At 66.9% G+C, this 25,480-nt stretch carries 24 protein-coding genes, 1 tRNA gene and 1 pseudogene; 11 read left to right on the top strand and 15 right to left on the bottom strand.

Translation table 11 applies throughout. The features are described from left to right. Positions 1-7: 7 nt before the first annotated feature. The 4 genes from JF542_RS20775 (at position 8) to JF542_RS20760 (ending at position 4,648) form a co-directional block, all read left to right on the top strand. Positions 8-382, top strand: coding sequence for a response regulator transcription factor (locus JF542_RS20775; RefSeq protein WP_040544601.1), 375 nt, complete (start codon positions 8-10; stop codon positions 380-382). After that, the gene (locus JF542_RS20770) at positions 379-684 is read left to right on the top strand and encodes a hypothetical protein (protein WP_207077253.1); all 306 of its coding nucleotides are present in this window, start codon (positions 379-381) and stop codon (positions 682-684) included. The genes JF542_RS20775 and JF542_RS20770 overlap by 4 nt, the downstream gene beginning before the upstream one ends. Continuing rightward, complete coding sequence (locus JF542_RS20765) at positions 681-3,362, top strand: ATP-binding protein (protein WP_207077252.1); 2,682 nt, start codon at positions 681-683, stop codon at positions 3,360-3,362. Before JF542_RS20770 ends, JF542_RS20765 begins: the two co-directional genes overlap by 4 nt. Before the next feature lie 173 nt (positions 3,363-3,535). Beyond that, complete coding sequence (locus JF542_RS20760) at positions 3,536-4,648, top strand: flagellar motor switch protein FliM (protein WP_242533868.1); 1,113 nt, start codon at positions 3,536-3,538, stop codon at positions 4,646-4,648. A gap of 8 nt (positions 4,649-4,656) precedes the next feature. On the opposite strand, the gene JF542_RS20755 is transcribed toward JF542_RS20760, so the two are convergent. From JF542_RS20755 to JF542_RS20740, 4 genes are all read right to left on the bottom strand, one after another. Further along, positions 4,657-5,082 carry a protein tyrosine phosphatase family protein gene (locus tag JF542_RS20755; RefSeq protein ID WP_007797814.1) on the bottom strand — a complete coding sequence of 142 codons (426 nt, stop codon included), beginning with the start codon at positions 5,080-5,082 and terminating at the stop codon, positions 4,657-4,659. Between the two features lie 16 nt (positions 5,083-5,098). Continuing rightward, a complete protein-coding gene (locus tag JF542_RS20750) occupies positions 5,099-5,536 on the bottom strand; it encodes a DUF6691 family protein (RefSeq protein WP_007797816.1) in 438 nt (145 codons plus the stop codon). A gap of 1 nt (position 5,537) precedes the next feature. Continuing rightward, on the bottom strand, positions 5,538-5,963 hold the full coding sequence (locus JF542_RS20745) for a YeeE/YedE family protein (RefSeq protein WP_007797819.1): 426 nt from the start codon (positions 5,961-5,963) through the stop codon (positions 5,538-5,540). A 105-nt stretch (positions 5,964-6,068) separates the two neighbouring features. Beyond that, entirely contained in the window at positions 6,069-6,932 is an 864-nt protein-coding gene (locus JF542_RS20740; RefSeq protein ID WP_207077265.1) for an MBL fold metallo-hydrolase, read from the bottom strand. 143 nt (positions 6,933-7,075) lie between these two features. On the opposite strand from JF542_RS20740, the gene JF542_RS20735 reads away from it, so the two are divergent. From JF542_RS20735 to JF542_RS20725, 3 genes are all read left to right on the top strand, one after another. Continuing rightward, entirely contained in the window at positions 7,076-7,426 is a 351-nt protein-coding gene (locus tag JF542_RS20735) for a TraR/DksA family transcriptional regulator (protein WP_007797825.1), read from the top strand. 14 nt (positions 7,427-7,440) lie between these two features. Then, the gene (locus JF542_RS20730) at positions 7,441-7,665 is read left to right on the top strand and encodes a hypothetical protein (RefSeq protein ID WP_207077250.1); all 225 of its coding nucleotides are present in this window, start codon (positions 7,441-7,443) and stop codon (positions 7,663-7,665) included. Between the two features lie 119 nt (positions 7,666-7,784). Then, entirely contained in the window at positions 7,785-9,785 is a 2,001-nt protein-coding gene (locus JF542_RS20725) for an enoyl-CoA hydratase-related protein (RefSeq protein ID WP_207077249.1), read from the top strand. Between the two features lie 39 nt (positions 9,786-9,824). Here JF542_RS20725 and JF542_RS20720 read toward each other — a convergent pair whose 3' ends face one another. Beyond that, the gene (locus tag JF542_RS20720) at positions 9,825-10,040 is read right to left on the bottom strand and encodes a hypothetical protein (protein ID WP_007797836.1); all 216 of its coding nucleotides are present in this window, start codon (positions 10,038-10,040) and stop codon (positions 9,825-9,827) included. 126 nt (positions 10,041-10,166) lie between these two features. On the opposite strand from JF542_RS20720, the gene JF542_RS20715 reads away from it, so the two are divergent. Continuing rightward, positions 10,167-10,427 carry a DUF2312 domain-containing protein gene (locus tag JF542_RS20715; protein WP_007797838.1) on the top strand — a complete coding sequence of 87 codons (261 nt, stop codon included), beginning with the start codon at positions 10,167-10,169 and terminating at the stop codon, positions 10,425-10,427. A 218-nt stretch (positions 10,428-10,645) separates the two neighbouring features. Here the strand turns inward: JF542_RS20715 and JF542_RS20710 are convergent, their stop codons facing one another. Beyond that, positions 10,646-11,527, bottom strand: a complete 882-nt coding sequence (locus JF542_RS20710; protein ID WP_207077248.1) for a hypothetical protein — start codon at positions 11,525-11,527, stop codon at positions 10,646-10,648. A 92-nt stretch (positions 11,528-11,619) separates the two neighbouring features. On the opposite strand from JF542_RS20710, the gene JF542_RS20705 reads away from it, so the two are divergent. Beyond that, a complete protein-coding gene (locus JF542_RS20705; RefSeq protein ID WP_207077247.1) occupies positions 11,620-13,278 on the top strand; it encodes an ABC transporter permease in 1,659 nt (552 codons plus the stop codon). Between the two features lie 49 nt (positions 13,279-13,327). Further along, a tRNA-Thr gene (locus JF542_RS20700) sits at positions 13,328-13,403 on the top strand. 434 nt (positions 13,404-13,837) lie between these two features. On the opposite strand, the pseudogene JF542_RS20695 reads toward JF542_RS20700, so the two are convergent. The 6 genes and pseudogenes from JF542_RS20695 to JF542_RS20670 form a co-directional block, all read right to left on the bottom strand. Next, a pseudogene (locus tag JF542_RS20695) lies at positions 13,838-14,071 on the bottom strand (transposase); the annotation flags it as partial. 75 nt (positions 14,072-14,146) lie between these two features. Continuing rightward, on the bottom strand, positions 14,147-14,536 hold the full coding sequence (locus JF542_RS20690; RefSeq protein WP_207077264.1) for an SHOCT domain-containing protein: 390 nt from the start codon (positions 14,534-14,536) through the stop codon (positions 14,147-14,149). Positions 14,537-14,679: 143 nt separating this feature from the next. After that, on the bottom strand, positions 14,680-16,029 hold the full coding sequence (locus JF542_RS20685; protein ID WP_207077246.1) for a metal-dependent hydrolase family protein: 1,350 nt from the start codon (positions 16,027-16,029) through the stop codon (positions 14,680-14,682). Between the two features lie 8 nt (positions 16,030-16,037). Further along, positions 16,038-17,432, bottom strand: coding sequence for a metal-dependent hydrolase family protein (locus JF542_RS20680; protein WP_207077245.1), 1,395 nt, complete (start codon positions 17,430-17,432; stop codon positions 16,038-16,040). Then, the gene (locus tag JF542_RS20675; protein ID WP_340689172.1) at positions 17,429-17,650 is read right to left on the bottom strand and encodes a CoA transferase; all 222 of its coding nucleotides are present in this window, start codon (positions 17,648-17,650) and stop codon (positions 17,429-17,431) included. Before JF542_RS20675 ends, JF542_RS20680 begins: the two co-directional genes overlap by 4 nt. Positions 17,651-17,660: 10 nt before the next feature. Beyond that, the gene (locus JF542_RS20670) at positions 17,661-17,948 is read right to left on the bottom strand and encodes a hypothetical protein (RefSeq protein ID WP_207077243.1); all 288 of its coding nucleotides are present in this window, start codon (positions 17,946-17,948) and stop codon (positions 17,661-17,663) included. Between the two features lie 154 nt (positions 17,949-18,102). Here JF542_RS20670 and JF542_RS20665 point away from each other — a divergent pair, with 154 nt between their 5' ends. Continuing rightward, positions 18,103-19,902, top strand: coding sequence for a tetratricopeptide repeat protein (locus JF542_RS20665; RefSeq protein WP_207077242.1), 1,800 nt, complete (start codon positions 18,103-18,105; stop codon positions 19,900-19,902). Between the two features lie 26 nt (positions 19,903-19,928). Here the strand turns inward: JF542_RS20665 and JF542_RS20660 are convergent, their stop codons facing one another. Genes JF542_RS20660 through JF542_RS20650 form a run of 3 tightly spaced genes read right to left on the bottom strand, consistent with a single transcriptional unit; the run spans position 19,929 to position 25,329 of the window. Further along, positions 19,929-20,996 (bottom strand): HNH endonuclease family protein, encoded by a 1,068-nt coding sequence (locus JF542_RS20660; RefSeq protein ID WP_207077241.1) that lies wholly within the window; start codon positions 20,994-20,996, stop codon positions 19,929-19,931. Then, positions 20,993-23,533 (bottom strand): AAA family ATPase, encoded by a 2,541-nt coding sequence (locus tag JF542_RS20655; protein ID WP_207077240.1) that lies wholly within the window; start codon positions 23,531-23,533, stop codon positions 20,993-20,995. The genes JF542_RS20660 and JF542_RS20655 overlap by 4 nt, the downstream gene beginning before the upstream one ends. Continuing rightward, the gene (locus JF542_RS20650) at positions 23,530-25,329 is read right to left on the bottom strand and encodes a patatin-like phospholipase family protein (protein ID WP_207077239.1); all 1,800 of its coding nucleotides are present in this window, start codon (positions 25,327-25,329) and stop codon (positions 23,530-23,532) included. The genes JF542_RS20655 and JF542_RS20650 overlap by 4 nt, the downstream gene beginning before the upstream one ends. Positions 25,330-25,480 lie beyond the last annotated feature (151 nt).

Raw genomic sequence — 25,480 nt, 5'->3', positions numbered from 1 at the left:
GGACGTCATGTCGAAACGAGTGATGCTGATCGAGGATGAGCCGAATATCATCGAGGCGATCAGCTTCATCCTGTCGCGCGAGGGGCTGTCGGTTGAGACCCATTCCGACGGCACCACCGCCAATGACAAGCTGCGTGCCAGCACGCCGGATCTGCTGATCCTCGACGTGATGCTGCCCGGCAAGAGCGGCTATGACATCCTGCGCGAACTGCGCGAGGAGGCGGGCACCGCCGAACTGCCGGTGCTGATGCTGACCGCCCGTGGCCAGACCCGCGACCGCGAGATGGCCGAGCGCGCCGGGGTATCTGCGTTCATGACCAAGCCGTTCTCCAACGCCGAGATGCTCGACCAGGTCCGCGCATTGATGGCCGAGACTTCATGACCGAGGCCGGGCCGCCGCGCCGGGGCAAGCCTCCGGTGTTTCTTGAACGGCAGTCCTACCGCCGGCGGCGAGTGATCGACGCGGCACGGGTGCTGCCCTTCATCGGCATGCTGCTCTGGGTGATCCCGCTGCTCTGGCGCGAGGATGGCGCGGTCGCGGTGCGCTCGTCGAGCGCGATCCTCTACCTGTTCGGCGTCTGGATCCTGCTGGTTGCGGGCGCCGCCGTGCTCTCGGCCAAGCTCGCCGCGCAGGCCCGTGACGGCACGGCCGAGGTGGAGGCCCGGGGCGAGGGGGCGCCGTGACCATGCTCAACACGCTGGTCTTCGTCTGCAGCGCCTATGCGCTCTTTCTCTTCGCCATCGCCTTCGCCGCCGAGCGCGCGGCGATGCGCGGGCAGGCGCGCTGGCTGCGCTCGCCCATCGTCTACACGCTGTCGCTGTCGATCTACTGCACCGCCTGGACCTTTTACGGCGCGGTCGGCTCGGCGGTGCGCTCGGGCTTCGAGTACCTGACGATCTATCTCGGGCCCTCGCTGGTGCTGATCGGCTGGTGGTGGATCCTGCGCAAGCTGGTGCGCATCGGGCGCTCGCAGCGCATCACCTCGGTGGCGGACCTGATCTCGTCGCGCTACGGCAAGTCGAACCTGCTGGCGGTCGGGGTCACGATCCTCGCGGTGGTCGGCACCACGCCCTATATCGCGCTGCAGCTGCAATCGGTGACGCTGAGCTTCGAGGTCTTCGGCGTCGGCGACATCGCCACTGGCGAGGAGCAGGGCCACACCGCGCTCTGGGTCGCTGCCGGCCTCGCGCTTTTCACGGTGATCTTCGGCACCCGCAATCTCGACGCCAACGAGCGCCACAATGGCGTGGTCATGGCCATCGCCGTCGAGGCGGTGGTCAAGCTCGCGGCGCTTCTGGCGGTGGGGGTGTTCGTGGTCTGGGGGCTGTCGGGCGGAGTCTCGGAGGCGCTGGCCAAGATCGATGCCTCCAGCCTCGGACAATGGCAGATCGACGGCGGGCGCTGGGTCGGGCTGATGATGCTTTCTGCGGCGGCCTTCCTCTGCCTGCCGCGGATCTTCCAGGTGCTGGTGGTCGAGAACGAGAACGAGACCCACCTGCGCACCGCAAGCTGGGCCTTCCCGCTCTATCTCGGGCTGATGAGCCTCTTCGTGGTGCCGATCGCGGTGATCGGGCTCGAGATGCTGCCAGAGGGCTCCAACCCCGACCTCTTCGTGCTCACAGTGCCGCTCAGCCAGGGCCGCGACGGGCTGGCGGTGCTGTCCTTCCTTGGTGGCTTCAGTTCGGCCACCTCGATGGTCATCGTCGCCGCCATCGCGCTCTCGACCATGGTCTCGAACCACGTGGTGATGCCGCTCTGGCTGCGCTACGCCGGCGGCGGCGCCAAGGTCTCGGGTGACGTGCGGGGCGTGGTGCTGCTGGCGCGGCGGTTGTCGATCATCGGCGTGGTGATGCTGGGTTATCTCTACTACCGCCTGTCAGGCGGCGGCGCGGCGCTGGCCTCGATCGGCCTGGTGAGCTTTGCGGGACTGGCGCAGATCCTGCCGGCGATGCTGGGCGGGATCTTCTGGCGCGGCGCCTCCCGGCTGGGCGCGCTCGTGGGGCTGACGCTGGGCTTCGGCTGCTGGGGCTACACGCTGTTCCTGCCGAGCTTCGGCGCGGGCGTGTTCCTGCCGGAGGCCTGGGTGACGGCGGGGCCGTTCGGCATCGGCTGGCTGCGCCCCCACGCGCTTTTCGGGATCGATGCCATCGATCCGCTGCTGCACGCGGTGTTCTGGTCGCTGGCGCTCAATACCGGCGGCTTCGTGCTGGCCTCGCTGGGAAGCTTCCCAGGTCCGCTCGAGCGCCTGCAGGGCGCGCAGTTCGTCAACGTCTTCGAGCATTCCGCCGCGCCGCGCAGCTGGACCGGTCGGGTGGCGCAGGCCGAGGACCTGATGATCATGGCGCAGCGCATCCTTGGCGCGCGCGATGCGCAGCGGTTGTTCGAGCGCGAGGCGCGGCGACAGGGCATGACCGATACCCTGCCGGCGCCGACCCCCAGCTTCCTCGAGACGCTGGAGCGCGAGCTGGCGGGCTCGGTGGGGGCGGCCACGGCGCACGCGATGGTCGGTCAGATCGTCGGCGGGATGTCGGTCTCGGTCGAGGACCTGATGGCGGTGGCCGACGAGACGGCGCAGCTGATGGAATATTCCGCCCGGCTCGAGGCGCAGTCGCAGGAGCTGGCGCGCACCGCTGCGCAGCTGCGCGAGGCCAACGCCAAGCTGACCCGGCTCTCGGTGCAGAAAGATGCCTTTCTCAGCCAGATCAGCCACGAACTGCGCACGCCGATGACCTCGATCCGGGCGTTCTCCGAGATCCTGCGGGACACCACCGGGCTGGCCCCCGAGGATCAGCACAAATATTCCTCGATCATCCATGACGAGGCGATCCGGCTGACCCGTCTGCTCGACGACCTGCTCGATCTGTCGGTGCTCGAGAACGGGCAGGTGAACCTGAACCTGCGCGAGGGGTTGCTCTCGGACGTGCTCGACCGGGCGGTGGCCGCCGCGGCTGCGGACGAGCATGGCGCGCGCCTGCGCATCATCCGCGATCCGGCGGCCGAGCAGGTCCGGCTCAACACCGATCTCGACCGGCTCAGCCAGGTGTTCATCAACCTCGTGGCCAACGCCCGGAAATACTGCGACGCCGCGCGCCCCGCGCTCGAGGTCCGGGTCCATAGCAGCGACCGGCTGGTGATCGACTTCGTCGACAACGGCACCGGGATCTCGCTCGAGGCGCAGGACGTGATCTTCGAAAAGTTCAGCCGGGTCAGCGACCAGAAGGCCGGCGGGGCGGGGCTCGGGCTGGCGATCTGCCGCCAGATCGTCACCCGTCTGGGGGGCGAGATCTCCTATCTGAAAGGGCAGGGCGGAGCGGCGTTCCGGGTTGTGCTGCCGGCAGATATCGCGATGGCCGCAGAGTAGCGGCCGACCCGGTTTCAGGGGCGCTCTAAAGCCCATGGTAACCAAATCCCTCCATACACTTCGCAGAGTCCGCCCGAGAACAGGCTGCCCGCACGATGGGAGATCCCGCAAGACAGGATGAGGTTCTGGCCCAGAAGGCCAGCGCGGCCCGCCGCGCCCTTGAGGCGCGGTCGATGTCGCCGTCCAAGGCGCTGCGCCGTGCGCTGTCGCGCACCGCGGATGTGCTTTGGGATCTCGCGCTGGTGACCCACGGGGTCGAGCAGGCGCATCTAGATCAGGACGGGGTCGTCGCCGCGCTTGGCGGTGATGCGCTGCTGATCCTGCTCGACGGGCCCGATGGCGTGCCCGGAGTGGCCCGGATCGAGCGCCCGGTGATGACCGGGCTCATCGAGGTGCAGACCATCCTGCAGGTCACCCAGATGCCGGTCGAGGAGCGACCGCTGACCCAGACCGACGCGGCGATGATGGCGCCGCTGCTCGACAGCGCACTCGAACGGTTCGAGCGTTATCTCGAGGATCATCCGCTGCAGCCGCAGATTGCCGGATTCCGCTTCGGCGCCATGGTCGAGGATTCGCGCACGGCCGGGCTGCTGCTGGATGCGTCCGGCTATCGCGCCTTTCGGGTGTCTCTCGATCTCGCGCTTGGTCGCCGCACCGGAGAGCTGGCGTTGTTCCTTCCAGACCGTGCCGAGGCCGACGCGGCGGACGAGGCCGGGGCTTCGGGGCAGGAGGGGCCTCACGAGCAGAAAATGAAGCTGCTGCCGGTGCACATGGATGCGGTGCTGCACAGGCTGGTCCTGCCACTGTCGGCGGCGGAGAAACTGCAGCCCGGCGATCTGATCTCGCTGCCGCCCGAAGCGCTCGACGGGGTCGAGCTTCTGGCCGGCGACGGCTCGGGTGTCGCGGGCGGGCGGCTTGGTCAGATCAACGGCATGCGGGCGGTGCGGCTGGCCTGGCCCGAGGGCTGCGGTTTGCCGGATCCGGCAGAGGACGGGAGCACGGCGCCGCCAGCTGCGTTGTCCGAGGGCGCGGCGCCGGCCGCGGCGGAGGTGGCCGCGGCACCAGCGCCCGAACGCGGGCCGGACCTTGCCGAGGATCTGCCCGAGCTGCCGCTGATGGAGTTCGACGCAGGAACCTTCGATACGGGCGCCGCCGACACCGAAGAATTCGGAGGCGATTTTGGCACGGATTTCAGCGGGGAGTTCGGCTCCGGAGAGGATGCCGAGGAAAGCGGCGGGGCGGAGTTCGATTTCGCCGCCGCGCCGTTCGAGCTTGATGAGGACTGAGCCGGGGCTCAGCCCTTCTGGGCTGCCAGCGTCTCGAGCGTTGGGCGGATACCCTCGAGTTGGTAGCCGGCCTTGGCGGTGGTGGCGAGGATCTCGTCCACCGGCATCTCGCCGGCCTTGCCCATCGCCCAGACGATCGAGCAGCGGGTGCCCGAGCGGCAATAGGCCAGCACCGGTCCGTCGGCCTCGGCCAGAAGCTCGGCCTGCTGCGTCACCTGCTCGAGCGTCAGGCTCTCGTTGGTGACCGGGATGTAGACGAACGCCATCCCGGCGGCGCGCGCCGCCTCTTCCATGGCCCGATGCGACAGTTCCGGGGGAACCTCCGCGTCCGGACGGTTGCAGATCACGAGCGTGATGCCCGCGTCGGCGGCGGCCTGCACGTCCTCGAGCGCGATCTGCGGAGAGACGGAATAGCCGGGGGTGAGTTCGATCATAGCCATGCGCGCGATATCACTCGGCAGGAACGGCTTTGTCCAGACGTGATCTTACGAAAGGCGCCACAACCATGCCGGTGAGCATGGCCGCCACGAAGACATACAATCCGCTCCCGCCGAAGCTCAGCGCTGCGATCGACGGCCCCGGGCACAGACCGGCCAGACCCCAGCCGATGCCGAACAGCACCGAGCCGATGATCAGCTTGCGGTCGATCTCGCGCGAGGGGGGCGGTGGAAGCGGCACGCCCAGCACCGAGCTCTGGCGCTTGCGCGCCACCATCCACGCGATCGCCATGGGGATCATCGCACCGCCCATCACGAAGGCCAGCGTCGGGTCCCAGGCGCCGAACACGTCGAGCCAGCCCTGCACCTTGGCGGTGTCGGTCATGCCCGAGATGAACAGACCGCCGCCGAACAGGCCGCCGGCAATGAAGGAGAAGACAAGCCGCATCATCTCAGATCACTCCCAGGATGTGACGGAACAGAACCACGCCGACGCCGCCGGCGAGGATGTAGCAGGCCGTCGCCACGATGCCGCGCACTGACAGGCGCGACATGCCGCAGACGCCGTGTCCCGAGGTGCAGCCATTGGCAAGACGGGTGCCGAGCCCCACCAGCAGGCCGGCGGCGACCAGCACCGCGGTGTTGTCGGTGATGTGGGTGTCGACGGTGCCATAGGCGGGCATCAGCAGCACCGGCAGCAGCACCACGCCAGCGAGGAACACCAGCCGTTCCCATTTCAGGCCGCCGGCCGATCCGTCGACCAGCGAGCCGACGATGCCCGAGGCGCCCATGATGCGCCCGTTGAAGAGCAGATAGACCGCCCCGCCGGAGCCGATCAGCAGGCCGCCGATGAGGCCCCAGATCCAGTCCTGTTCCATGTTGCGCGTTTCCTTTGTGTCGATTTGAGAGTTGTTCCGATGGCCGGAACGCCAAGGCGCCCCCGGTTCGCAGCGGGGGCGCCGGCTTGGGTCGGGGGATGCGGATCAGAGCTTGTTGACCGGCACCTTGAGGAAGACATCGCCCTTCTCGTCCGCCGGCGGCATCTGGCCGGCGCGCATGTTGACCTGCAGCGACGGGATGATCAGCTTAGGCATGGCCAGCGTCGCATCGCGGCTGTCGCGCATCTTGACGAAGTCCTCGGCCGACTTGCCTTCGCCCACGTGGATGTTGAGCGCCTTCTGCTCGCCCACGGTGGTCTCCCACGCGTATTCGTCGCGGCCCGGGGCCTTGTAGTCGTGGCCGACGAAGATCCGGGTCTCGTCGGGCAGGGCGAGGATCTTCTGGATCGAGTTGTAGAGAGTCTCGGACGAGCCGCCGGGGAAGTCGCAGCGCGCGGTGCCGAAATCGGGCATGAACAGCGTGTCGCCGACAAAGGCCGCGTCACCGATCACGTAGGTGAGGCAGGCCGGCGTGTGGCCGGGCGTGTGCAGCACGTCGCCGCGCAGCTGGCCGATATGGAAGCTGTCGCCCTCCTCGAAGAGCTGGTCGAACTGCGAACCGTCGCGCTGGAACTCGGTGCCCTCGTTGAACACCTTGCCGAAGGTGTCCTGCACCACGGTGATGCGCTCGCCGATGCCGATCTTGCCGCCCACTTCCTGCTGGATGTAGGGCGCGGCCGAGAGGTGGTCGGCATGAACGTGGCTCTCGAGCAGCCACTCGACCTTGAGCTCGTGCTCCTTGACGAAGGCGATGATTGCATCCGCCGAGCGGGTGTCGGTGCGGCCAGAGGAATAATCGAAGTCGAGCACGGAATCGACCACGGCGCAGGACGACCCGGACGGATCGCGCACGACGTAGGAAATCGTGTTGGTGGCTTCGTCGAAGAATGCGGTGACGTCTGGTGAGATCATGGGATGGTCCTCCGTTTCGACATTCACATAGGTAAACGTGAATATGTTTGCAAGGATTCTTTCGCGATTGACCTGCGTCAAGGCGCCCATCCGCCGATGGTTTCATCACTATACTCGGAGGAGGCCGAGGGACCGTCATCATGTCGCACGAAACCTACAGAATCATGTTATGCAACAGGCTTGAGGAGCTCGGTGTACGGTTGGAGGAGATCGAGAGCTCTCTCGATGCGCCGCGCCCGAAGGACTGGGAGGACAGTGCCAGCGAACGCGAGGGCGACGAAGTGCTCGAACGTCTTGGCTCCAGCGGCCAGGCCGAGATCGCGCGCATTCGCGCCGCGCTGAGGCGCATGGACGAGGGCGAGTACGGGTTTTGCGTGAAATGCGGTGAGCCGATCCCGGAAGGGCGGCTCGATCTGTTGCCGGACGCGGCGCTCTGCGCGAGCTGCGCGGACGAGGCAAGCCATCAGGCCGGTCACTCCCGGCCGCTGTGAGGAGGAAAGACATCATGATCGAAGCGCTGAAGAACCGGATTGTCAAACTTGCGGCAGCCATCCGCGAGGCAGGAGCCTCTGCCGATGCCGCCGCCGAGAAGGACTTGCTCGAGGATCTCGAGCGCCACATCGAGGAGCTGGAGGCGCGCGGCGGCAAGGTGCCCGAGAGCGCGTTGCATCTGGTCCGACCCGATGGCGACAGCGAGGTCGAGGACCAGTTCGACAACATGCCGATCTGAGCGGCCCGGTTTCCAACCTTGCCTTGAGCCCGTGTTTCCCGTCTAATGCGCCGTGATCGCGCAGATAAGCGCGGCAGGCACAGGCGCCGGCAAACGGGCCGGCAGGCAAGGACGGGCAGATGTCAGAGGCGCGGGATACGGTCGGGTATTCGGTAGGCGACGGAGTCGTACGGATCGGCATCTGCAACCCGCCGGTCAACGCGCTCGTCCGGGATGTGCGCGCCGCGCTGATCGCGGCGTTCGACCGGGCCGCCGACGAAGAGGGCGCGGTCGCGATCGTCCTTTATGGCGAGGGGGCGGCGTTTGCCTCCGGTGCCGAGCTTTCCGAGACCGACGGCACCACTGACGCTCCCACCATGGCAGAGCTCTGCGCGCGGGTCGAGGCCAGCCGGCTGCCGGTGGTGGCAGCGCTGCACGGCACGGTGCTCGGGGCGGGCGTCGAGCTGGCTCTGGCCGCGCATTACCGCGTGGCCGATGCCGAGACCCGCATCGGCTTTCCCGAGGTCAAGCTGGGCCTGATACCGTCCGCCGGCGCGACCCAGCGCCTGCCGCGGCTGGCCGGGGCGGGCGCTGCACTCGAGATGATGCTCACCGGTCAGCTTTGGAGCATCGACGACGCGCCGGCCGAGGCGCTGGCCGATCTGGTGGTCGAGGAGGATGCGCTCGCGGGCGCTACGCAATTCGTCGAGGCGCTGCTCGAGGACGGCGGAGCGGTGCGCCCGACCTCCGGGATCCGCAGCGGTTTTTCCGATCCGATGGCCTACCAGCAGGCGGTGACGCAGCGCCGCGAGGCGCTTGCCAGCGCGCCGGAACTGGCCCCGCGCGAGATCGTGGCGGCGGTCGAGGCCGCCATCCTGCTGCCCTTCGAGGCCGGGCTTGCCTTCGAGGCCGATGCCGCCCAGACCTGCCGCGACTCCGAGCAATCGCGCGCCCTGCGCGCCGCCTTCGTTGCCGAGCACCGGGCGCGGCGGCTGGGGCTGCCCGAGGACGCGCCACTGCCGGACCTGTCCCGGATCGCGGTGCTGGGCGGCGGCCCGCTCGCGATCCAGCTGGTCTTTGCGGCGCTGGTCCGCGGCATCGCGGTGCAATGGGGAACACGCGACCCCGCGGCGCTGCGCGAAGGCGTGCCACGCCTGCGCGACGTGTTCGACGAATTCGTCAGGCGCGGGGCGCTGTCCGAGGACGACGCGCTTGACCGGCTGGCGGATCTGCGCATCGGCGACAGCGCGGCGATGACCGGCGGGGTCGAGATGATCGTGCACGCAGCGCGCGGGCAGGGCGACGTGCCGGCCCCCGAGGGCATTCCCAGGGTCAGCGCCTTGCCCGGCAAGGTGCGGCAGGTCGGGCTGCGCTTCGCCCCGCCGATCCACGCAGCGCGCCTGATTGAGGTGATCGTCGGACCCGCGGCGATGCCCGAGCAGATCGTCGCCGCCCGCGCGCTCGCCAAGGCGCTCGACAAGATCCCGGTGCGGGTGAACTCGCGTGGCGAAAGCATCGCCTCGCGGCTGCTGGCGGCCTGTCAGCGCGCCGCCGACGCACTGGTCGACCTTGGCCAGCATCCCTACGAGATCGACCGCAGCTTCCGCGACTGGGGCTGGCATCGCCCGCCGTTCCTTGCCTCCGACCAGCGCGGCCTGCCGGATCTCGCCACGCGTCCCCGCGCAGAGGGCGCGCGCAACTGGTGCGAGGTGATGGTCGGGCACGACCGCGCCGGCCGCACCGGTGGCGCTGGGTTCTACCTCTGGGACGGAACGCCCCCGGTCCCATCCGAGGATCCCGAGCTGACCGCGCTGCTGAATGCCGAGCGTCCCGCGGCCAAGCCGCTGTCGCATGAGCAGATCCGCCGGCTGATCTTCGGGGCGATGGCCAATGAGGGTGCCCGGATGCTGGCTTCGGGCATGGTGGCCCGGCCCTCCGACATCGACGTGGTGGCGACGCTGGCGCTCGACCTGCCGCGCTGGCGCGGCGGTCCGATGCATCTGGTGGGCGTCTACGGCCTGCTTTCGGTACGTCGCGCCATGGACGGGCTCGACCATCCGGACGCCGCCTTCTGGGCGCCGGAACCGGTCTTCGGCGAGCTGATCAAGAACGGCCGCAGTTTCGAGACGCTGAACCGCTGACGCGGCCCGGCCCGATCTGGCCCGGCCAGGGTCCCCGGATCAGCCGAGGAAGATGCCCATGATGACCATCATCAGCCCCAGCACCGAGAACAGCAGCGCGCCCATGTTCAGCGGCACGACCTTGCGCACCACCTCGCGCAGCGCCTCGTCGTCGAGCCCCTTGCGGCGTGCCCCCCAGACCCGCGCGATGCAGAACAGCAGGCCCAGAAGCCCCAGCACCGAGATCAGCGCACCCAGCCAGATCAGCCATTCCATCGCGATCGTCCTTCACTCCCGGAAAACCCGGCCTGCGGTAATCCATCGCGTGGCATGTCGCAACCCCTTGATGGTCGCGCGCGGGCTGGAGTAATCAGGGCGCCATACCGGCAGGAGACACAACCGATGCAAGACGAAGGTTCGAGCAACAGCTACGGCGTCGCGGCAGGCGAGCTGCGCAGCTTTATAGAGCGCTACGAGCGCCTCGAGGCGGAAAAGAAGGAAGTCGCCGACCAGCAGAAAGAGGTCATGGCCGAGGCCAAGGGCCGCGGCTACGACGTCAAGGTGCTGCGCAAGGTGATCGCGCTGCGCAAGCGCGACAAGGACGACATCGCCGAGGAAGAGGCGGTGCTCGAGATGTACAAGGCCGCGCTCGGCATGGAGTGAGGCTGCGCCGCCCCGCAACGGGCAGCACTCAGCGAAAGCGGCAGGGGCGATCTCGCGTCCCCGCGCCTGCCGCCTCCAGAAGCCGGGCCCAGCCAGTGCCAGCGCACAAGCTTCGCACCTCCCCCCAGCTTCTTCTGGCCGAAAATATCCCGGGGTGAATTGGCGCCTCGCGCCAAGAGGGGCAGCGCCCCTCCACCCCCGGCGGCTCCGCAACGCCCTCAGGGCGTGAGAAGCCGCACCCCCGGCATCTGGCCGATCTGCCAGACATCCTCGTCATAAAGCTCGGTCAGCATGTCGACATAGGCCGCGTCCCAGCCCGGCAGGTCGAGCTCTTCCTCGATCGCCTCGTCGAGCGCGTACTTGTCGAGAAACGCCGTCATCACCCGGCGCTTCTGTGCCTCGTTGACGCCCGGGTTCTCCTTGAGGAAGGCGCGGAAGCGCCGCATGCCTTCGGGGTTGATGATCTCCGAGAACACGTCGAACGAGCCGATGATCTTGCGCTCGAGCGGAATGCCGGCCATCTCGCGCAGGATCTGACCCCAGATCAGCGGCGTGTCCTCGTTGCACCAGACCGTGACCGGCATGCCCGGCACCGCCTCGCGGATGCGCCGGACAAGGTCCGACCAGCGCAGGTGCATCGGGTCGACCCCGCCGAGGAACTCGTCGAAGCTGCCATGCGGCGTGGCCTTGTAGACCGTCGGCAGAAAGGTGGCGAAATCGCGCAGCCCGAGAAACACCCCGATGCGGTCGCGGGGAAACAGCTTCTGCACGCCCTGCAGGCGTTGCTCGGTCTTGCGGTAGAGCCGCCCGCCCGCCAGCGCCAGTTTCGGCACCGAGAGCAGGTTCTCGTGGCTCAGGCAGAGCCGCGAGACGGTCTCGGGATCCTCGCTCAGGATGGTGTCGAGCAGCACCTCGCGGGCCTCCGGCGCGGGCGTGCCGTCGCCAAGCCCGTTGAGCGCGTCCGACAGCAGCGCGCGGTAACGCGAGGGGCCGGGGATCGCCACGCCGTCTTTACGGAAATCGTCGGCATTGCGCAGCATCCCCTTGAGCAGGCGGTCCTCATCCGTGCCGTGGACGCCGATGTGAAGACTGATCTGCATGGCCTGCTCTTTTGAAACGCGCACGGCCGGACTATAAGCGCTTTCGCGCCGAGTAAAACCGCATTCCCCGCGCAGCCCTACCGGAGACCGAGATGAGCCTGGCCGATCACAGCACCGCCAAGACCACCCGTGGACCGCGCTGGCCCAGCCCCTGGTCGGCCGGCGCGGCGCTGATCGCGGCGGTGGTGCTGGGACCGATCCTCGCGGTGCTCTGGATCGCCGCCTTCCCGGCCGAGAACATCTGGCCGCATCTCGTCTCGACCACGCTGCCACGCTACATGAGCAACACGCTGGTGCTGATGTTCGGGGTGGGCGTGCTGGCGGGATGTGCGGGCTCGGGCGCGGCCTGGCTGATCGCGCGCTACGAGTTTCCTTGGCGACGCTGGCTGGAATACCTGCTGCTGCTGCCGCTGGCGATCCCGGCCTATGTGGGCGCCTATGCGCTGGTCGACCTGCTGGAATATGCCGGCCCCGTGCAGACGGCCCTGCGCGGTCTCTTCGGCTGGCAGACCGCGCGCGACTACTGGTTCCCCGAGATCCGCTCCATGGGCGCCGCGATCGTGGTGCTGGCGGCGGCGCTCTATCCATATGTCTACCTGCTGGCGCGCAACGCCTTTCGCGAGCAGTCGGCCTCCTCGGACGAGGTGGCGCAGTCGCTCGGCGCCGGTGTCTTCGGCCGGTTCTGGCGTGTCGGCCTGCCGCTGGCGCGGCCTGCCATCGCCGCGGGCGTGGCCATCGTAATGATGGAATCGGTGAACGACTTCGGCACCGTCGATTATTTCGCGGTGCAGACGCTGACCACCGGGATCTTCTCGGTCTGGCTGCAGAGCAACAATGCCGGCGGCGCGGCCCAGATCGCCGCCACCGTGCTGGCGCTGGTGATCCTCTTGGTGCTGCTCGAGAAGAGCTCGCGCCGCCGCATGCGGTTTTTCAACCTCTCGACCCGTCACCGTCCGGTCGAGCGCAAGCCGCTGCCCGGACGGGCGGCGTGGCTGGCGACCCTGGCCTGCGCCATTCCCTTCCTGATGGGCTTCGTGTTGCCCGCGGGCGTGATCCTGCATCATGCGCTCGGGCACGCCGAGAACTGGTCCGATCCGCGGCTCTGGCAGGCCGGGCTGCACACGCTCACGGTTTGCGGGCTTGCAGCGGTGCTGACGGTGCTGGGCGGCGTGTTCCTGGTCTACGGCGTGCGGCTCTCGGGGCGGGCGCTGCCGCGGCTGCTTCTGCCGGTGACCACCATCGGCTACGCCGCCCCGGGCGCGGTGCTGGGCGTCGGCATCCTGATCCCGCTTGCGGGGCTCGACCACGCGCTGGCCGACGGGATCGAGGCGCTCACCGGCTACGATATCGGCCTTGTCCTGACTGGCTCGGCCTTCGCGCTGGTGCTGGCCTATTTCGTCCGTTTCTTCGCCATCGCGCAGGGCGCGGCGGATGCGGCGATGGGGCGGGTCTCGCCCAACCTCGCACTGGCGGCGCGCTCGCTGGGGCGCAGCCAGGGCCAGACCCTGGCAGAGGTCTACTACCCGCTGATCCGCGCCTCGGTGGCTTCGGCGCTGCTGCTGGTCTTCGTCGACTGCGTCAAGGAGCTTCCCGCGACGTTGCTCCTGCGCCCGTTCAACTACGAGACGCTGGCCACGCGGGTGCACGAGCAGGCCTCTCTGGAGAACCTCGGCGGCGCCGCGCCGGCGGCGATGCTGGTGATCGCGGTTGGGCTGGCGGCGGTCGGTCTTCTGGCCCGCGCAAACCGCTAGATATCGCTTGCACCCACCCCGCCGGCTGGCATATCCCTTGCGCCACGGTGCCCCTATAGCTCAGCTGGTAGAGCAACTGATTTGTAATCAGTAGGTCCGCGGTTCGAGTCCGTGTGGGGGCACCAGTCAAATCAAAGTCTTGAGAGGCGATGGGGCTCAGAGATTGTAGCGGTTGCTCTTCTCGGGTAACGGCTGTGGTATGGTGTGCCCGATAGTCGCTAAGTGCGACACGTGGCCTCACGTGCTGGTCGCTGAGGCAAAATAGTCAGAAAGGGAGTGTGACTAGCTTCTTGCCTCTCTGGACGAGGATTTCCAGCATAGAAGGTGCAGCAAGGATTCGGGTTAGCCGGACCATCTCGCGTCAGCGGAAGATCAGCACGGCCGCGCGGTCTTCGATTGGCATCTTCTGGAAGCCGCGCGCCATGATGAATCCGTGAAGCCCAGCAGCTCGAAGTGCGGTGCGTTCCCTGTCTCATCTCCACTCCTTGGCGGTTACGATGAGCTAGAAACCCTCCTTTCCGAAATCAATTCAGATGTCCCATGGGGGCTGACGCCGGACAGCGACCATTCCGGTCGTTTGCCGAAGCGGCAGGCCGAAGAGCAACTTGATCATCAGGCAGAACTGGATGGCTGCGTCGGAGAAGACCGGCGGACGTCCGGGCTTGCCTGCGTTCGGCGCAAGCCAGTTCATGTCCTGGTCTAGCCAGAAGAGCAGAGATCCGCGCCGCTTCAGCGCGTCATTGTAGGATTTCCAGTTGGTCGTACGGTAGGGGGCAGGTTCGAGCTTGCTCATGGCAGGCGCTTAACCCAACGGATCCACGCAGTGAATCCCGGAAGCCGATGAGTTCTGCAACAACGCCCCTGGGAATCATTGCGCGAGCACCTTTGCTTTCTGGGCGTTGAATTCCTCTTCCGAAATCACGCCCTTGTCCTTCAGCGCGCCGAGCTTCTCGAGTTCGTCGGCGGCGGAAACCTGGGCGATCGAGCGAATGTAGTCACGCTGAGCGTTTTCGATATTGGTCACCGTCTCGGCGCGGTGGGCCTCCATCTTGTCGCCGCGCAGAAGCAGATACGCGAGCACGCCGAGCCATGGGATGAGCATGACGAAGGCGACCCAGGCCGCCTTGGCAAACCCATTCAGATCGCGTGAGCGAAAGACGTCGGTGACGACGCCGATCATCACCCAGAACCAGGCCACCATGAGGAACAGCCAGAATATGGACCAGATGATTTCGAAGAAGCCGATCGTTTCTTCCATGTGTCTCTTCCTTTTCGTTAATCCGAACCGGGGGCCCGGCGCGCCGCGGCGACGCTCAAGCCACGGCCGAGCGTGACCGGAGGCGCAGACCTCCGGCCACCATTACCATTGCGCCGCCGAAGGATTGCGGGCGGCGCGCCACGTCACTCGAGCGTGTTCTTGTAGATCACGCCGTCCTTCATGATGATCCTGAAGTTCGCGCCCGGATCGGCAACGATCTCGATGTCTTCCAGGGGATTGCCATCGACGAGCAGCAGGTCGGCATAGGCGCCTGCCTGCACCACGCCGAGCGGACCTTCCTGATAGGGGTGCCGCGGGCCCGACAGACGGAAGAACTCCTGATTGACGCTTGTCGCCATCTGCAGCGCTTCAACGGACGTGTACCAGTTCGTGAGCTTCACCAGCTGCGCGCCCCAGCGATCGATCATGGCAGGGTTCTGCTGCATGTCGGTGCCGAAGCCGACCTTGAGGTCGTATTCGGCGGCGAGCGTGTAGGCGGTGTCGACGCCCGCGAGCATCAGGTCGTACTTGTAGTTGCTAAACTCGCTGTCGAGCGGGATCCGGTCCTCGTCATCGAGGAACGGCTGCATGCAGACCCAGGCGTCGTTCTCGGCGATCATCTGCGCCGCTTCCTCGTCGATCATCTGGCCGTGCTCGATGCTGGTGACGCCGGCCTCCAGGGCGTGCTTGACGGCCTTCGCGGAATAGGCGTGAACAGCGACGTAGGTATTCCACCTCTTGGCTTCCTCGACAGCCGCACTGAGTTCTTCGGGGCTGAATTGTGCGCCATCCAGGGGGTCCGTTTGCGAGGCGACACCGCCGCCGGCATGGGCCTTGATCTGCGACGCCCCGCGCATCAGGTTTTCGCGCACACGCCTCAGGATCGCGGGCACACCGTCGACGATGAACGTGTGTCCGGCGATCTCCAGATCGATGAGGGCGCGGCCTTCGGGGCGCGGCAGCATGTTGGGCAAGCGCACTTCGCCATGGCCGGAGGTCATCGAGATATTGGCGCCCGACGGCAGAACGCGAGGTCCGACGATGCTCCCCTCGTCGATCAGATCCTTGATGGCGAACAGGTTGCCGCCCATGTCGCGCACGGTGGTGATGCCCTGCATCAAGGTGTGCTCTGTCTTGAGCGCAACCTTGATGATGTTCTTGTAGGGATCGGAGAAATACAGGTCCGGATTGGAGACCGCGATCTGGAGCAAGTGCCAGTGGCAGTCCGAAAGGCCGGGCATCAGCGTCCGGCCATCGCCGGCGATGAGTGTCGCGTCGCCGGCGGCCGTCACGTCGGGGCCGATGGCGGCGATCAGGTTGCCGGTGACGAGAACGTTGGTCGCCTCGCTCAGCTCCGACCCGACCCCGTCGAAGACCCGAACGTTCTCGAACAGGATCTGCGTGTCATCTCCGTCGTCCTGGGCCCCCGCGACCGAAGCCGTGAGGACAGAAGCCGTGAGGACAAGGGATGTCGATATCAGAAATCCGCGCATTGGAATGCTCACTCCATATCGAATTTGTAGATCACGCCGTCCTTCATGATCATGCCGAAGTTTTCCTTCGGGTCGCTGATCAGCTGGAGATCCTCCAGCGGATTGCCGTCGACGAGGATCATGTCGGCATAGGCGCCTTCTTCGATCACGCCGAGCGGGCCGAGGGGATAGGGCGTCACGAGGCCCGACATCTTCAACAATTCTGCATTGTCGCAGGTCGCCATCTTCAGCGTCTCGTAGGGCGTGAACCAGCGTTCCAGCTTTGCCAGCACCGCACCCTGCCGTTCGGCGAGATCGGCACTGAAAAGCGTGTCGGTGCCGAAGGCGATCTTGAGGCCCAGTTCCTTGGCGGTGCGGTAGACGAAATCCGTGCCGTCGGTGACGAACTTGTACTTCGCCTTTTGGAAGTCGTTCAGAGCGGGCGCGTCCTCATCGTCGAGGAAGGGCTGCATGCTGAGCCAGACATCGTTGTCCTTGAACATCTGCAAGGTCTCGCGCGTCGACATATGCGCATGCTCGACGCTTCGCGCGCCGTTCTCGATGGAATGGCGGACGGCATCATCGTTGATCGCATGGGTCGTGACATAGGTGCCCCAGGCCTCGGTCGCCTCCACGGCAGCGCGGAATTCCTCGTCGGTGAATTGCACGGTATGGATTGGGTCGTAGGCCGAGGTGACGCCCCCGCCGGCCATCAGCTTGATCTGCGTCGCGCCCTGCATCAGGTTCTCGCGGGTGCGCTTAAGCACGTCCGGCACGCCATCGGTGATGTAGAACATGTTGCCGCGCTCGAAGCTGTGCAGGTCGCCCGCCGCCTGCGGCACGTCGGTGGTCATGCGGAAATCCTGATGGCCCGCCGTGATCGACAGCGCCGGGCCGGAAGGAAAGATCCGCGGCCCGTCGATCAGCCCCTCGTCCGTCGCCCGGGCGATGTCGAACATCGGCCCGGCAGTGTCGCGCAGGGTCGTGAAACCGCGCGCCAATGCGTTGTTCGACGCGCGCGCCGCCAGCAGGTTCCAGTAGCCCTCGCCGGTGAGCGCCAATTGCCCGATGGTCGCCTCGGCGAAGACGCCATGCCAGTGGTTGTCGATCAGGCCGGGGATGAGCGTGTAGCCCTCGGCGTCGATCTCGAACGCGCCCTCCGGCGTCGCGATGTCCGGCCCAATCTCCGAGATCAGCTGGCCGCTGACCAGTACGTCGGCCTCCGTCACCCCGTCGTCGCAGCCGTTGAAGATCTGCGCGCCGCGGATCACGACATTGTCGAACCGCATCTTGATCATGGTGGTCTCGATCTCGCCGACGACGCCGGCAGGAATGACCGCGTGATTGTCTTCGTGCGCGAGGATCGCTGTGGGCGAAACGGCCATGGTCGTGCAGAGCAGACCGGTCAGTGTGCAGTTCTTCATGGCTTTCTCCAAAATGAGAATTGAAGTGGCTTCGGTTTCTTGGTGCGGTTCTGGATGAATGTCGTCCAGGCCACTTTGCTGGGCGGCAGGCCCGGGGTCATATGCCCGAACCGCCAGGGATCGCCGCTGAGCGGCTCGATCTTGATGACCTCCGCCCCGAGATCGGCAAGGATCACGGTCGCGTTCGGCGCGGCCGCCATCGAGGCGACCTCGATCACTCTTATTCCTTCAAGAATTGCGGCCATTGTCTTTCATCCCTTCTTGCAGCGGTCGCAGGAATTCTGCCCGCGTCTTTCGTGTGAGGTGTTCGAGCAATTCGTCCTGAAGTCGGTCGAAGATCGCCGCGTACTCGTCCGCGCGTTCGGGTAGGTCGCGCCACCGGGCACGCGCAGCGTCGGCCACTTCCATCTCTTCGCAGATGGCCCTGAACTCCGGATCTTTTCGATAAAGCCTGGTGATGCTGAGCTCGAGGCGCGGAAATCGTGAGATCAACGTCTGCAGATATGCGTCAGCCATGTGCCCCCTCCTTGGGGAATCCTAGCTGGTCACGCGTCCGACGTGCACGTTGGAACATGTTGCAACTCGGGAGCGCGCTTCTCGGTCAGGCTATCAACCATCCGTGATCCCGTGCTAACTTCGGATCAGTCTGCGACTCATCACCTTTCGTTCAATGGCCTATCCGGACGTCAACGATCAGCCCTGTCTTGATGACATCGACATTCGTCGGCAACTTGACCGCATCCTCGCTTACCCCGAATTCCAGGCCAGCGATCGGCGCCGTGACCTGCTGAGGTATATCGTCGAAGAGGCACTCGCGGGCCGGCCTTCGCAGATCAAGGCGACCACCATCGCTATGGCGGTATTCGGCCGGGGGCCCGATTTTGATCAGCAGTCCGATCCCGTCGTCCGGCTGGAAGCCCGCAAACTTCGCCGGGATCTGGACAATTACTATGCCGGCGCAGGTCGGGACGACCCGATCCTGATTGCTGTCCCGAAAGGGGGCTATGTTCCGGTTTTCTCTCCTATGATAGGCGCGCAGCCGGACCAGGACGTCCCGCAGGAAACGGTCGACACCGGCATCCCCGGGCAGGCGACGGCCCCCGAACCAGCCTACGGCGGATGGCGATCCCGGACAGTCTTCTGGCGTGCCGCGCTGACAGTGACCGTCATCGCTCTTCTCGTCGGTGCGCTGGTCTGGGTGACGCGTCCCGAGGAGCAAGGAGAGGTTGTGGCGCTCGCCATGCCCTCTCGAGGTGTGACGATCTTGGTCGAGGACTTTGAACTGGGCAGTGTCGATGAACTGGCAACACTTCTCGCTCAGGGGCTGACTCATGCGGTCGCCGCGGCTCTGATCCGCTTCCCGGATCTGCGGATCTTCAGGTCCTCCGCTCAGGTAAAGACGGGCGCAGGGTCGCCTTCAATCGAGGAGATATCACGCCAGGTGGAATTTGTTGTCGCAGGCTCTGTCTGGCGCGAAGCCGATGAGCTCTTCGTGCGCGCCGAATTGATCCGCCAGGCAGATCAGCAGATCCTCTGGAGCGAGCGCTATGCAGAAGGTGCCAAGGGCCGCAGCCTTACGGAGATCGAGGATGAGATTTCATCCCGGATCGCCTCGGTCGTCGGTCAGCAATACGGTCTGGCCATGCAGGATCACCGGGACGGTCTGAAAGTTGCTCGAAGCGATCCGAGCGTCCAGGGCTTCGCCTGCGTCGCCCGGGCTCAGATCTATCGTCGGACCTATCGCACGGAGGAATACCAAGCCGCGCGGGATTGCCTGGAGGAAACCGTACGCAAGGACCCCGACTACGTGCGGGCGTGGGCCATGCTGGCCTATCTGCGCAACGATGCCACCAGGTTCGGCCATGATACCGCGCGCACGCGGGAGGCCGGCTTCGACCACGCGCGCGAGGCTGCGCTGAGGGCGCTCGACCTGGATCCGAACGATACCGATGCCTTGCAGGCGATGTCGCATATCGAGCAATATTCCGGCGATATGGACCGGTCGATCGACTATGCGCGCCGGGCCGTCGAGGTGAACCCGAACGATCCCGCAGCCGTCGCCAATCTGGGCATCCGCTATCACATCCACGGTCGCTACGATCTGGCGGTCCCGCTCATGCAGCAAGCGATCGAGCTGTCCGTGTCTCCCCCACCTTTCTATTTCCATGTGCTGGCCGCGGACCACCTGATCAAGCAGGAATGGGACGACATGCTGAGCGCGGCCCAAAGGGCATCCCTTGACGGCTGGTCCTTCGGTCAGGCCATGCTCGCCATCGCCCATAACGAGCTTTCTCATGGACGAGCCGCCGCGGCGGCCCTTGGGAAGCTGGCCGAATTGGATCCGGTTCTGTCCGAAACCCCCAGAGTATGGCTCGACAGCCATCAGGCGAGTCCCGCCCTCCTGGAGGCGGTCGTCGCCGGCCTGAAGAGGGCAAATGCAGCTCAGAGGAACGGTTTGCCGCAACCATGACGGCATCAATGCCGGTCCGCCGCCGCCTAGCGCCCTGCTGGCGGCGCGGGTTGGGCGGGGTCCGACTTCAGCTCGGCCAGCGTGGCTCTGGCCCAGGCGCGGGCGGCTTCGGAATAGGGTGCGTCGGGCGCGGTCTTGGCGCGCATCTGTTCCTTGGCGTCGGCCCGCAGGGCGTCGAGCTTGACGGCGACGCGGCGGTCAAAGTCTCGGTCTGAGGCGGGGCGCGTCGTTTCCTCGGCCCGCTCGCGGAGGTCCATCGCCAGCTCGCCCAGCGACACCACCAGCCGGTGCAGGAAGGCCATGTCGCGCATCACCCGGGTGCGGGCCTGCACAAGGCCGGTGCGGTTCAGGCCGTAGACCTGAATCGAGACCGCTCCCATCGGGCTCAGCCCGGCCTCGGCGGCGGCACGCACCATCGGGCCGGTCTCCTCCAGCGCCGGCAGCGCTCCGGCGGCATCCGTACGCCCGGGATCGGGCCGGTCGGGATCCGGGCGCGCGTAGATCAGCCCCAGAGGGGCGGCGAGATCGACATCGAACGCGAGGTGCAGGGCCGGGTCGTCGCGGGTCGGGTCGAGCAGCAGACGGCCTTCGCCCGAGCCGTCGTCCTCGCCCTGTGCGGCGCTGTCTGCCCACCGCCTCGTCGGGTCGCGCAGGGGAAACAGCGTCTGCTTGCCGGCATTGACGTCGGTCGCGCCGGCCGGGCCCGCGATGCGCTGGCCGCGGCGGCGGTTGCAGTCGATGCAGGAGGGCAGCAGGTTGCGCCAGTCCATCGCCAGCCACCAGTAGCCGTCATGGCCCTCGGCGCCGTCGACCGCGCCCTTGGGGCGGTAGTGCTCCACGTCGACCGGCTGGACGATGTCATAGGCGCTTTCGCAATAGGCGCACTTGCGGAAGAACAGCGCCTCGAGCGCCTCGGTGACCGCATCTTCCTTGTAGCGCAGGAAGGTGTAGGATCCGGTCGCCTCACCAGCCTCCTTGCGCGCCATGAAATCGGTGACGTCGTCAAGCTCGGACCGGCCCTTCTTCCTGCCTCGGGTGAAGGGGGCCTGCAGGATCTCGGGCTCGGCCACGGCCTTGCGGTCGACGAACCTCATCGCAACAGCTCCTCGAGAAACGAGCGGATCTCCTGCTCGACCGCCGCCCGGCGCTTGCCGCGGGCGGTCGCGTCCAGCGTGCGGCGATCCCGGAGAAAATCGGCGACCGCCTTCTGCACCAGCGTGGTGACCTCGCTCACACCGGCGGGCATGCCCTCGGCGACCTCCTCGTGAAAGGCGCGCAGCTGGTCGCGTTCGATGGCGGTGAGGCCGGCATCCGGGTTCCCGGAAGCCTCGGCCTTCGCCTGTTGCCCAAGCAACCGGGCGACCTCAGCGTAGCGTCGCTCGGCGCGGGGATCATCGACGGACACCAGCTGGAACATGTCCGAGGTCAGCAGCTGCTCGATGGTCAGCCGCTCGAAAGCGCCGAAATCCGAAACCCGCTCCACCACCTCCATCTCGGAGGGGCCATCGCCCACGGCATCGGGATCACGCAGGTGACGGTTCAGCATCAGAACCTCGCCCGGTCGCATGCCACGCACGCAGAGCGGGTCATGCGAGGTGAGCAGGAACGTGGCCCGGGGCAGGGCGCGGCGCAGGCCCGAGATGATCTGGAGCTTCCAGCGCGGGTGCAGATGCGCCTCGATCTCGTCGATCAGGACAAGGGCGTTCGAGGTCCGCGCCTCGTAGACCGAGGCGCCGTCCGCCATCAGCCCCTGCAGCACGTCGCAGACCAGCGCCAGCACCGCCCGGTAGCCCGAGGAGGCGAAGGCAAGGCGCTGGCGCACGCTGCTCTTGCGGCCCTCCGGCCCGTTGCGGGTGAGGTGGATCCAGGCGCAGAGCGCGTCGCCTTCGAGCGGATCCGGGGCAATCTCGATGGTCTCGAAGCGCCCGTCGATCTGGATGATGTGGCGCAGCGCGGCCACGACCATGTCGAGGGCGCCGTCATCGCGTTGCGCCAGCTCGACCAGCCAGGCTTCCGGGTTCGACAGCCGGCGGCCGGATTCGAAGAGCGTGTCGTAGTGGCGCCAGGGCGTGTCCAGCGTCTCGCTGCCATAGATGCGGTTGGGACCGTAGGCGAAAACGAAAGGGCGCGGACCGGGCAGGTCGTCGCGTTCGTCGAAGACACCGCCGCGGGCGTCGCGCCGCGCGGTGAGGGCAAGGTGGCGACCGGTCTCATCGGGCTCTTCGGGGTGAAAGAGGATCTCGACGCTGGCACGGTCTCGCGGCTCTTGCTCCGGGGCGCCCATGTAGCGCGGATCGAGCGTGAGGCGGCGGGGGCTCAGGCCCACGCTCTCGGCCAGCGCGGCGCGGGCCGGGGCGTCGAGGCAGGCGAGCGCCACGCCCTCGAGGATCGAGCTCTTGCCGGTGGCATTCTCGCCGAGGATCAGGAGGCAGGGGGCCGAGGGCGGCTCCATGCTGGTCTCTGTCAGAATCTCGTCGCTCTCGGTATCGAGTGCTGCGGGCAGCTTCAGGTCGATGGCCTCGAGCGACTTGAAGTCGCGCAATGCGATCTGCGCGATGCGTGGATGGGCGCGCCGGGCGGCGGGGTCGTCGGAGGGAGGCGCCGGCTGCGGTGCCTCGGGGGCCTGCGCTCCGGTGCCGGCAGTGCCCTCATCCTCGGCCTGGAACGCCGCGAGCGACTCGGTCAGGGCGCGGGGGAAATCGACGTCGCGTTCGAGAGAGAGCGTGCTGCGCATGATCTGGGAGAGCGAGAGCGGGCGCTCGAGCCCCATGCGCCCGAGCGCGTCCGCAAGCAATTGCCTGAAGACGAGATAGGCGAAGCCGGGGAACTGCAGGCCCTCGGGAATTGGGTGGGCTTCATCGGTCCGCAACCCGGTCAGCCGATGAAGGGTCTCGCTCGCGCGGTCCGGCGCTTTTTCAAGACGAAGTAGCAGCTCGCGCGCGACCCGGCTCCGGACGGCGACGAGCTCCGCGCGGTCGAGGCGGTAGGTCTTCACCGTCTCCCGGGCGCGGCGGTTGAGGGGGATCAGCGCGCCATCGAGGGTCGCGCGGAAGGCGCTGGCGGGCTGTGCGGGTTCGCCCGGGTGATAGAGGATGGCTTCTTCGTCGGGCGAGCGCCCCGGTGCCTGCCCGGGCCCGATGATGGTCTGGTGCACATCACCAGAGAGCGGAAGCCGCCAGAAGCTGCCGGTCGAGCTGCTGCTCTTGTCGGGCGCGGGACGGGGCGGAGGGCCCTCGCGAGGACCGTCGACCGGGAAATAGGTTTGCGGCGAGGGGGTGCAGTCACGACAGATCGGGAAGAAATTCGGCCACTCGAAGCTGCGCCAGAGATAGGCGATCCGCTCATCTGGGGCGGCCATCGGCATGGCATGGGCCGGCGGGCGAAACCGCCAGGCCCCGAGCCGGGCGCGCTGCTCGCAAAAGGCACAGAGCCCCATCGAACGATGCTCCAGCGCGTCCAGCACATCCCGACCCACGGGGAGCTTCCAGACCGGCGGCGGGTCGGTCTGGGCACGCTCACGTGCTCCCAGCGACAGGAAAGTGTCGATCTGGCGGAGCGCCTCCTCGACCTCGCGCGAGGCGAACCATTCGGGCGCGTCGCGCTCCCGGTCGGCATGATCGAAGAAGATCATGCGGAGCCCTCCCTGGCCGCGCCCGAGCGAGACTTCGGCCGGCGGTCGGCATCCGCCAGCAGCCGCAGCGAGGCATCCTGCCCCGGTCGCGGGCCCTCCTGCACGGTCTTCTTTTCCCCGGCCGCGTGCGCTTTGGCGACCTCTTCGCCGATCTCGGCGAGCCTGTCGGCAAACGGGGCGAGCACCTCGCGCCGCCACCTTTTCGAGGCATTCTTGATTGTGGCCTGGTCGTACTCGGTCAACAGCGTCTCGTAGGGCATGGCATCGGTGCCGACGGGTGCCTCGCGATAGGCGCGGGCGAAGCCTTCGAGATTGCTCTCGATCTCTCCCATCAGCGACATGGCGCGGCGCCAGCGGTTCTCCTCGAAGTCGAACTCGTCAACCAACATCCGCCCGGCCTGACGGCCCAGCCCGATCAGGCTCTCGATCGTGTCCTTGTTCATCGAGAGGTTCAATCCGCCTTCCTTGGTTTCGTCGAGGCGGATCTCGACGGTGCGCTCGGCAAAGCCGGGCAGCGCGGTCTGCAGCGTGTCCTGCCAGTCCTTCGCAGTGTTGAGGACAGACGACAGGAAGGCGCCGAGGCCGCCCAACTCCTGGGTCGGCAGATCCGTGCTCTGCCCGGATTGCCTGGGCAGGTGCACCCGCTCCCTGCCATGGCGTTCCGGATCCCACGAGGCGAGCGAGATCGCGAAGGTCGGGCGGCGCGGCAGCCATGCGTCGAAGAGGTGGATCGGCAGGTTCGACGAGATGCCGCCGTCGGAGAACAGGCAGCGGCGCCAAAGCCCGTTCTCTCCTGCCGGCGTCTTGAGTTCGTAGTCCTTGCGCCACAGCGGTACCGCCTGAAACAGCCCGGGAAAGCTCAGCGACAGGCGCGCGACGAGCAGAAGCGGAAAATCCTCGTCGATGCGCATCGGATAGAGATCGCTGGGGCCGCCGGCGGCACTGGCGTCGAACGGCGTCGCCTCGCCAATGAGATAGGCCATGATGCGCGGCGGAAACAGCGCCTCGAACTCTTGGGCCGAGAAGAAGTGATGGCCCGAGCGCAGCGGCAACTGGAAGGGCCGCTTCGAGGTCAGATCGGTGGTCATCGCGGCAAGCTCGATATCGCGCTCGTCCAGCGCGCCGACGGTCAGCGGGGTCCCCGGTTTGCCGTCGACGCCGAGATTGCCCGCCACGATGTCGATCTTGTCGGCCAGCCAGTCGGTCAGGCCCGGGCCCTCGCCACCGGGCTGCGTGGTGCCGGGCAGCAGGCCGAAGCGGTTGGCGGGCAGATCCCTCACAACCAGCCGGCGCAGGTCGAGCGCGATGAGGCCGACCGTCAGCACCAGACCGAAGAGAGCCCCGAAAAACAGCCAGCCGAGATCGCACAGCACCGCCGCCGCGATCAGCCCTGCCAGCGCGGTGCCGGCCCCGAGCAAGATCGGGCGCTTCCAGAGGCCGGTGGCGGCGGACAGCAGGCCCCTGATCTTCGAGCGGCCTCCCGCCGGGTCCGAGACCGCTGCGAGTAGGAGCTTGAACAGCCCGGCGAAGGGGGGCGCCGGCTGCAGCAACTTGCCGAGGTCCTCGGCAAGTTCGCCGGCGATCTTCTCGATCTCGTCGAAGCCGCCCATGTCGTCCTTCTGGGGCGACGACTGACGCCGGTATTCGGCGGCTGCGGCGAGGGCCGCGGCGATGGCTCCGGCCGAAGATCCGCCGATGCTGCGCAGGCGGTAGCTGCGCGCCAGCTCGGTGATGGCATAGGGATAGACCACCCCGGAGGTGATCCCGCCTTTCATGATCAGATCGCAGTCCTTCATCCCGGCTTCTCTCCCGCAAGCGGTGCCGCCACAGGGGCGCATCAAGGAGAGGCGTTGGCGCCTTCCCCGGCGTCAAGCATCAACACGCAAGGCGTGTGCGTCAACGAATTGCTTTCGCGAAGGGGGAGGGAAGAGAGAGGGTGCCGGGTCC

Source organism: Salipiger bermudensis (genome assembly GCF_017309175.1).
Classification (GTDB): Bacteria; Pseudomonadota; Alphaproteobacteria; order Rhodobacterales; family Rhodobacteraceae; genus Salipiger; species Salipiger bermudensis.
Note: the sequence above shows the minus strand (reverse complement) of the source record. Positions and strands in the feature narration are given on the sequence as shown.

Bases quoted from the DNA above. Each gene is read 5' to 3' on its own strand.
- JF542_RS20755 (WP_007797814.1), bottom strand. From the start codon at position 5,082: ATGATCGAACTCACCCCCGGCTATTCCGTCTCTCCGCAGATCGCGCTC.
- JF542_RS20665 (WP_207077242.1), top strand. From the start codon at position 18,103: ATGGCCTATCCGGACGTCAACGATCAGCCCTGTCTTGATGACATCGAC.
- JF542_RS20655 (WP_207077240.1), bottom strand. From the start codon at position 23,533: ATGATCTTCTTCGATCATGCCGACCGGGAGCGCGACGCGCCCGAATGG.
- JF542_RS20770 (WP_207077253.1), top strand. From the start codon at position 379: ATGACCGAGGCCGGGCCGCCGCGCCGGGGCAAGCCTCCGGTGTTTCTT.
- JF542_RS20745 (WP_007797819.1), bottom strand. From the start codon at position 5,963: ATGGAACAGGACTGGATCTGGGGCCTCATCGGCGGCCTGCTGATCGGC.
- JF542_RS20670 (WP_207077243.1), bottom strand. From the start codon at position 17,948: ATGGCTGACGCATATCTGCAGACGTTGATCTCACGATTTCCGCGCCTC.
- JF542_RS20720 (WP_007797836.1), bottom strand. From the start codon at position 10,040: ATGGAATGGCTGATCTGGCTGGGTGCGCTGATCTCGGTGCTGGGGCTT.
- JF542_RS20760 (WP_242533868.1), top strand. From the start codon at position 3,536: ATGTCGCCGTCCAAGGCGCTGCGCCGTGCGCTGTCGCGCACCGCGGAT.
- JF542_RS20730 (WP_207077250.1), top strand. From the start codon at position 7,441: ATGATCGAAGCGCTGAAGAACCGGATTGTCAAACTTGCGGCAGCCATC.
- JF542_RS20715 (WP_007797838.1), top strand. From the start codon at position 10,167: ATGCAAGACGAAGGTTCGAGCAACAGCTACGGCGTCGCGGCAGGCGAG.
- JF542_RS20750 (WP_007797816.1), bottom strand. From the start codon at position 5,536: ATGATGCGGCTTGTCTTCTCCTTCATTGCCGGCGGCCTGTTCGGCGGC.
- JF542_RS20725 (WP_207077249.1), top strand. From the start codon at position 7,785: ATGTCAGAGGCGCGGGATACGGTCGGGTATTCGGTAGGCGACGGAGTC.
- JF542_RS20735 (WP_007797825.1), top strand. From the start codon at position 7,076: ATGTCGCACGAAACCTACAGAATCATGTTATGCAACAGGCTTGAGGAG.
- JF542_RS20690 (WP_207077264.1), bottom strand. From the start codon at position 14,536: ATGGAAGAAACGATCGGCTTCTTCGAAATCATCTGGTCCATATTCTGG.
- JF542_RS20775 (WP_040544601.1), top strand. From the start codon at position 8: ATGTCGAAACGAGTGATGCTGATCGAGGATGAGCCGAATATCATCGAG.
- JF542_RS20650 (WP_207077239.1), bottom strand. From the start codon at position 25,329: ATGAAGGACTGCGATCTGATCATGAAAGGCGGGATCACCTCCGGGGTG.
- JF542_RS20710 (WP_207077248.1), bottom strand. From the start codon at position 11,527: ATGCAGATCAGTCTTCACATCGGCGTCCACGGCACGGATGAGGACCGC.
- JF542_RS20705 (WP_207077247.1), top strand. From the start codon at position 11,620: ATGAGCCTGGCCGATCACAGCACCGCCAAGACCACCCGTGGACCGCGC.
- JF542_RS20660 (WP_207077241.1), bottom strand. From the start codon at position 20,996: ATGAGGTTCGTCGACCGCAAGGCCGTGGCCGAGCCCGAGATCCTGCAG.
- JF542_RS20685 (WP_207077246.1), bottom strand. From the start codon at position 16,029: ATGCGCGGATTTCTGATATCGACATCCCTTGTCCTCACGGCTTCTGTC.
- JF542_RS20680 (WP_207077245.1), bottom strand. From the start codon at position 17,432: ATGAAGAACTGCACACTGACCGGTCTGCTCTGCACGACCATGGCCGTT.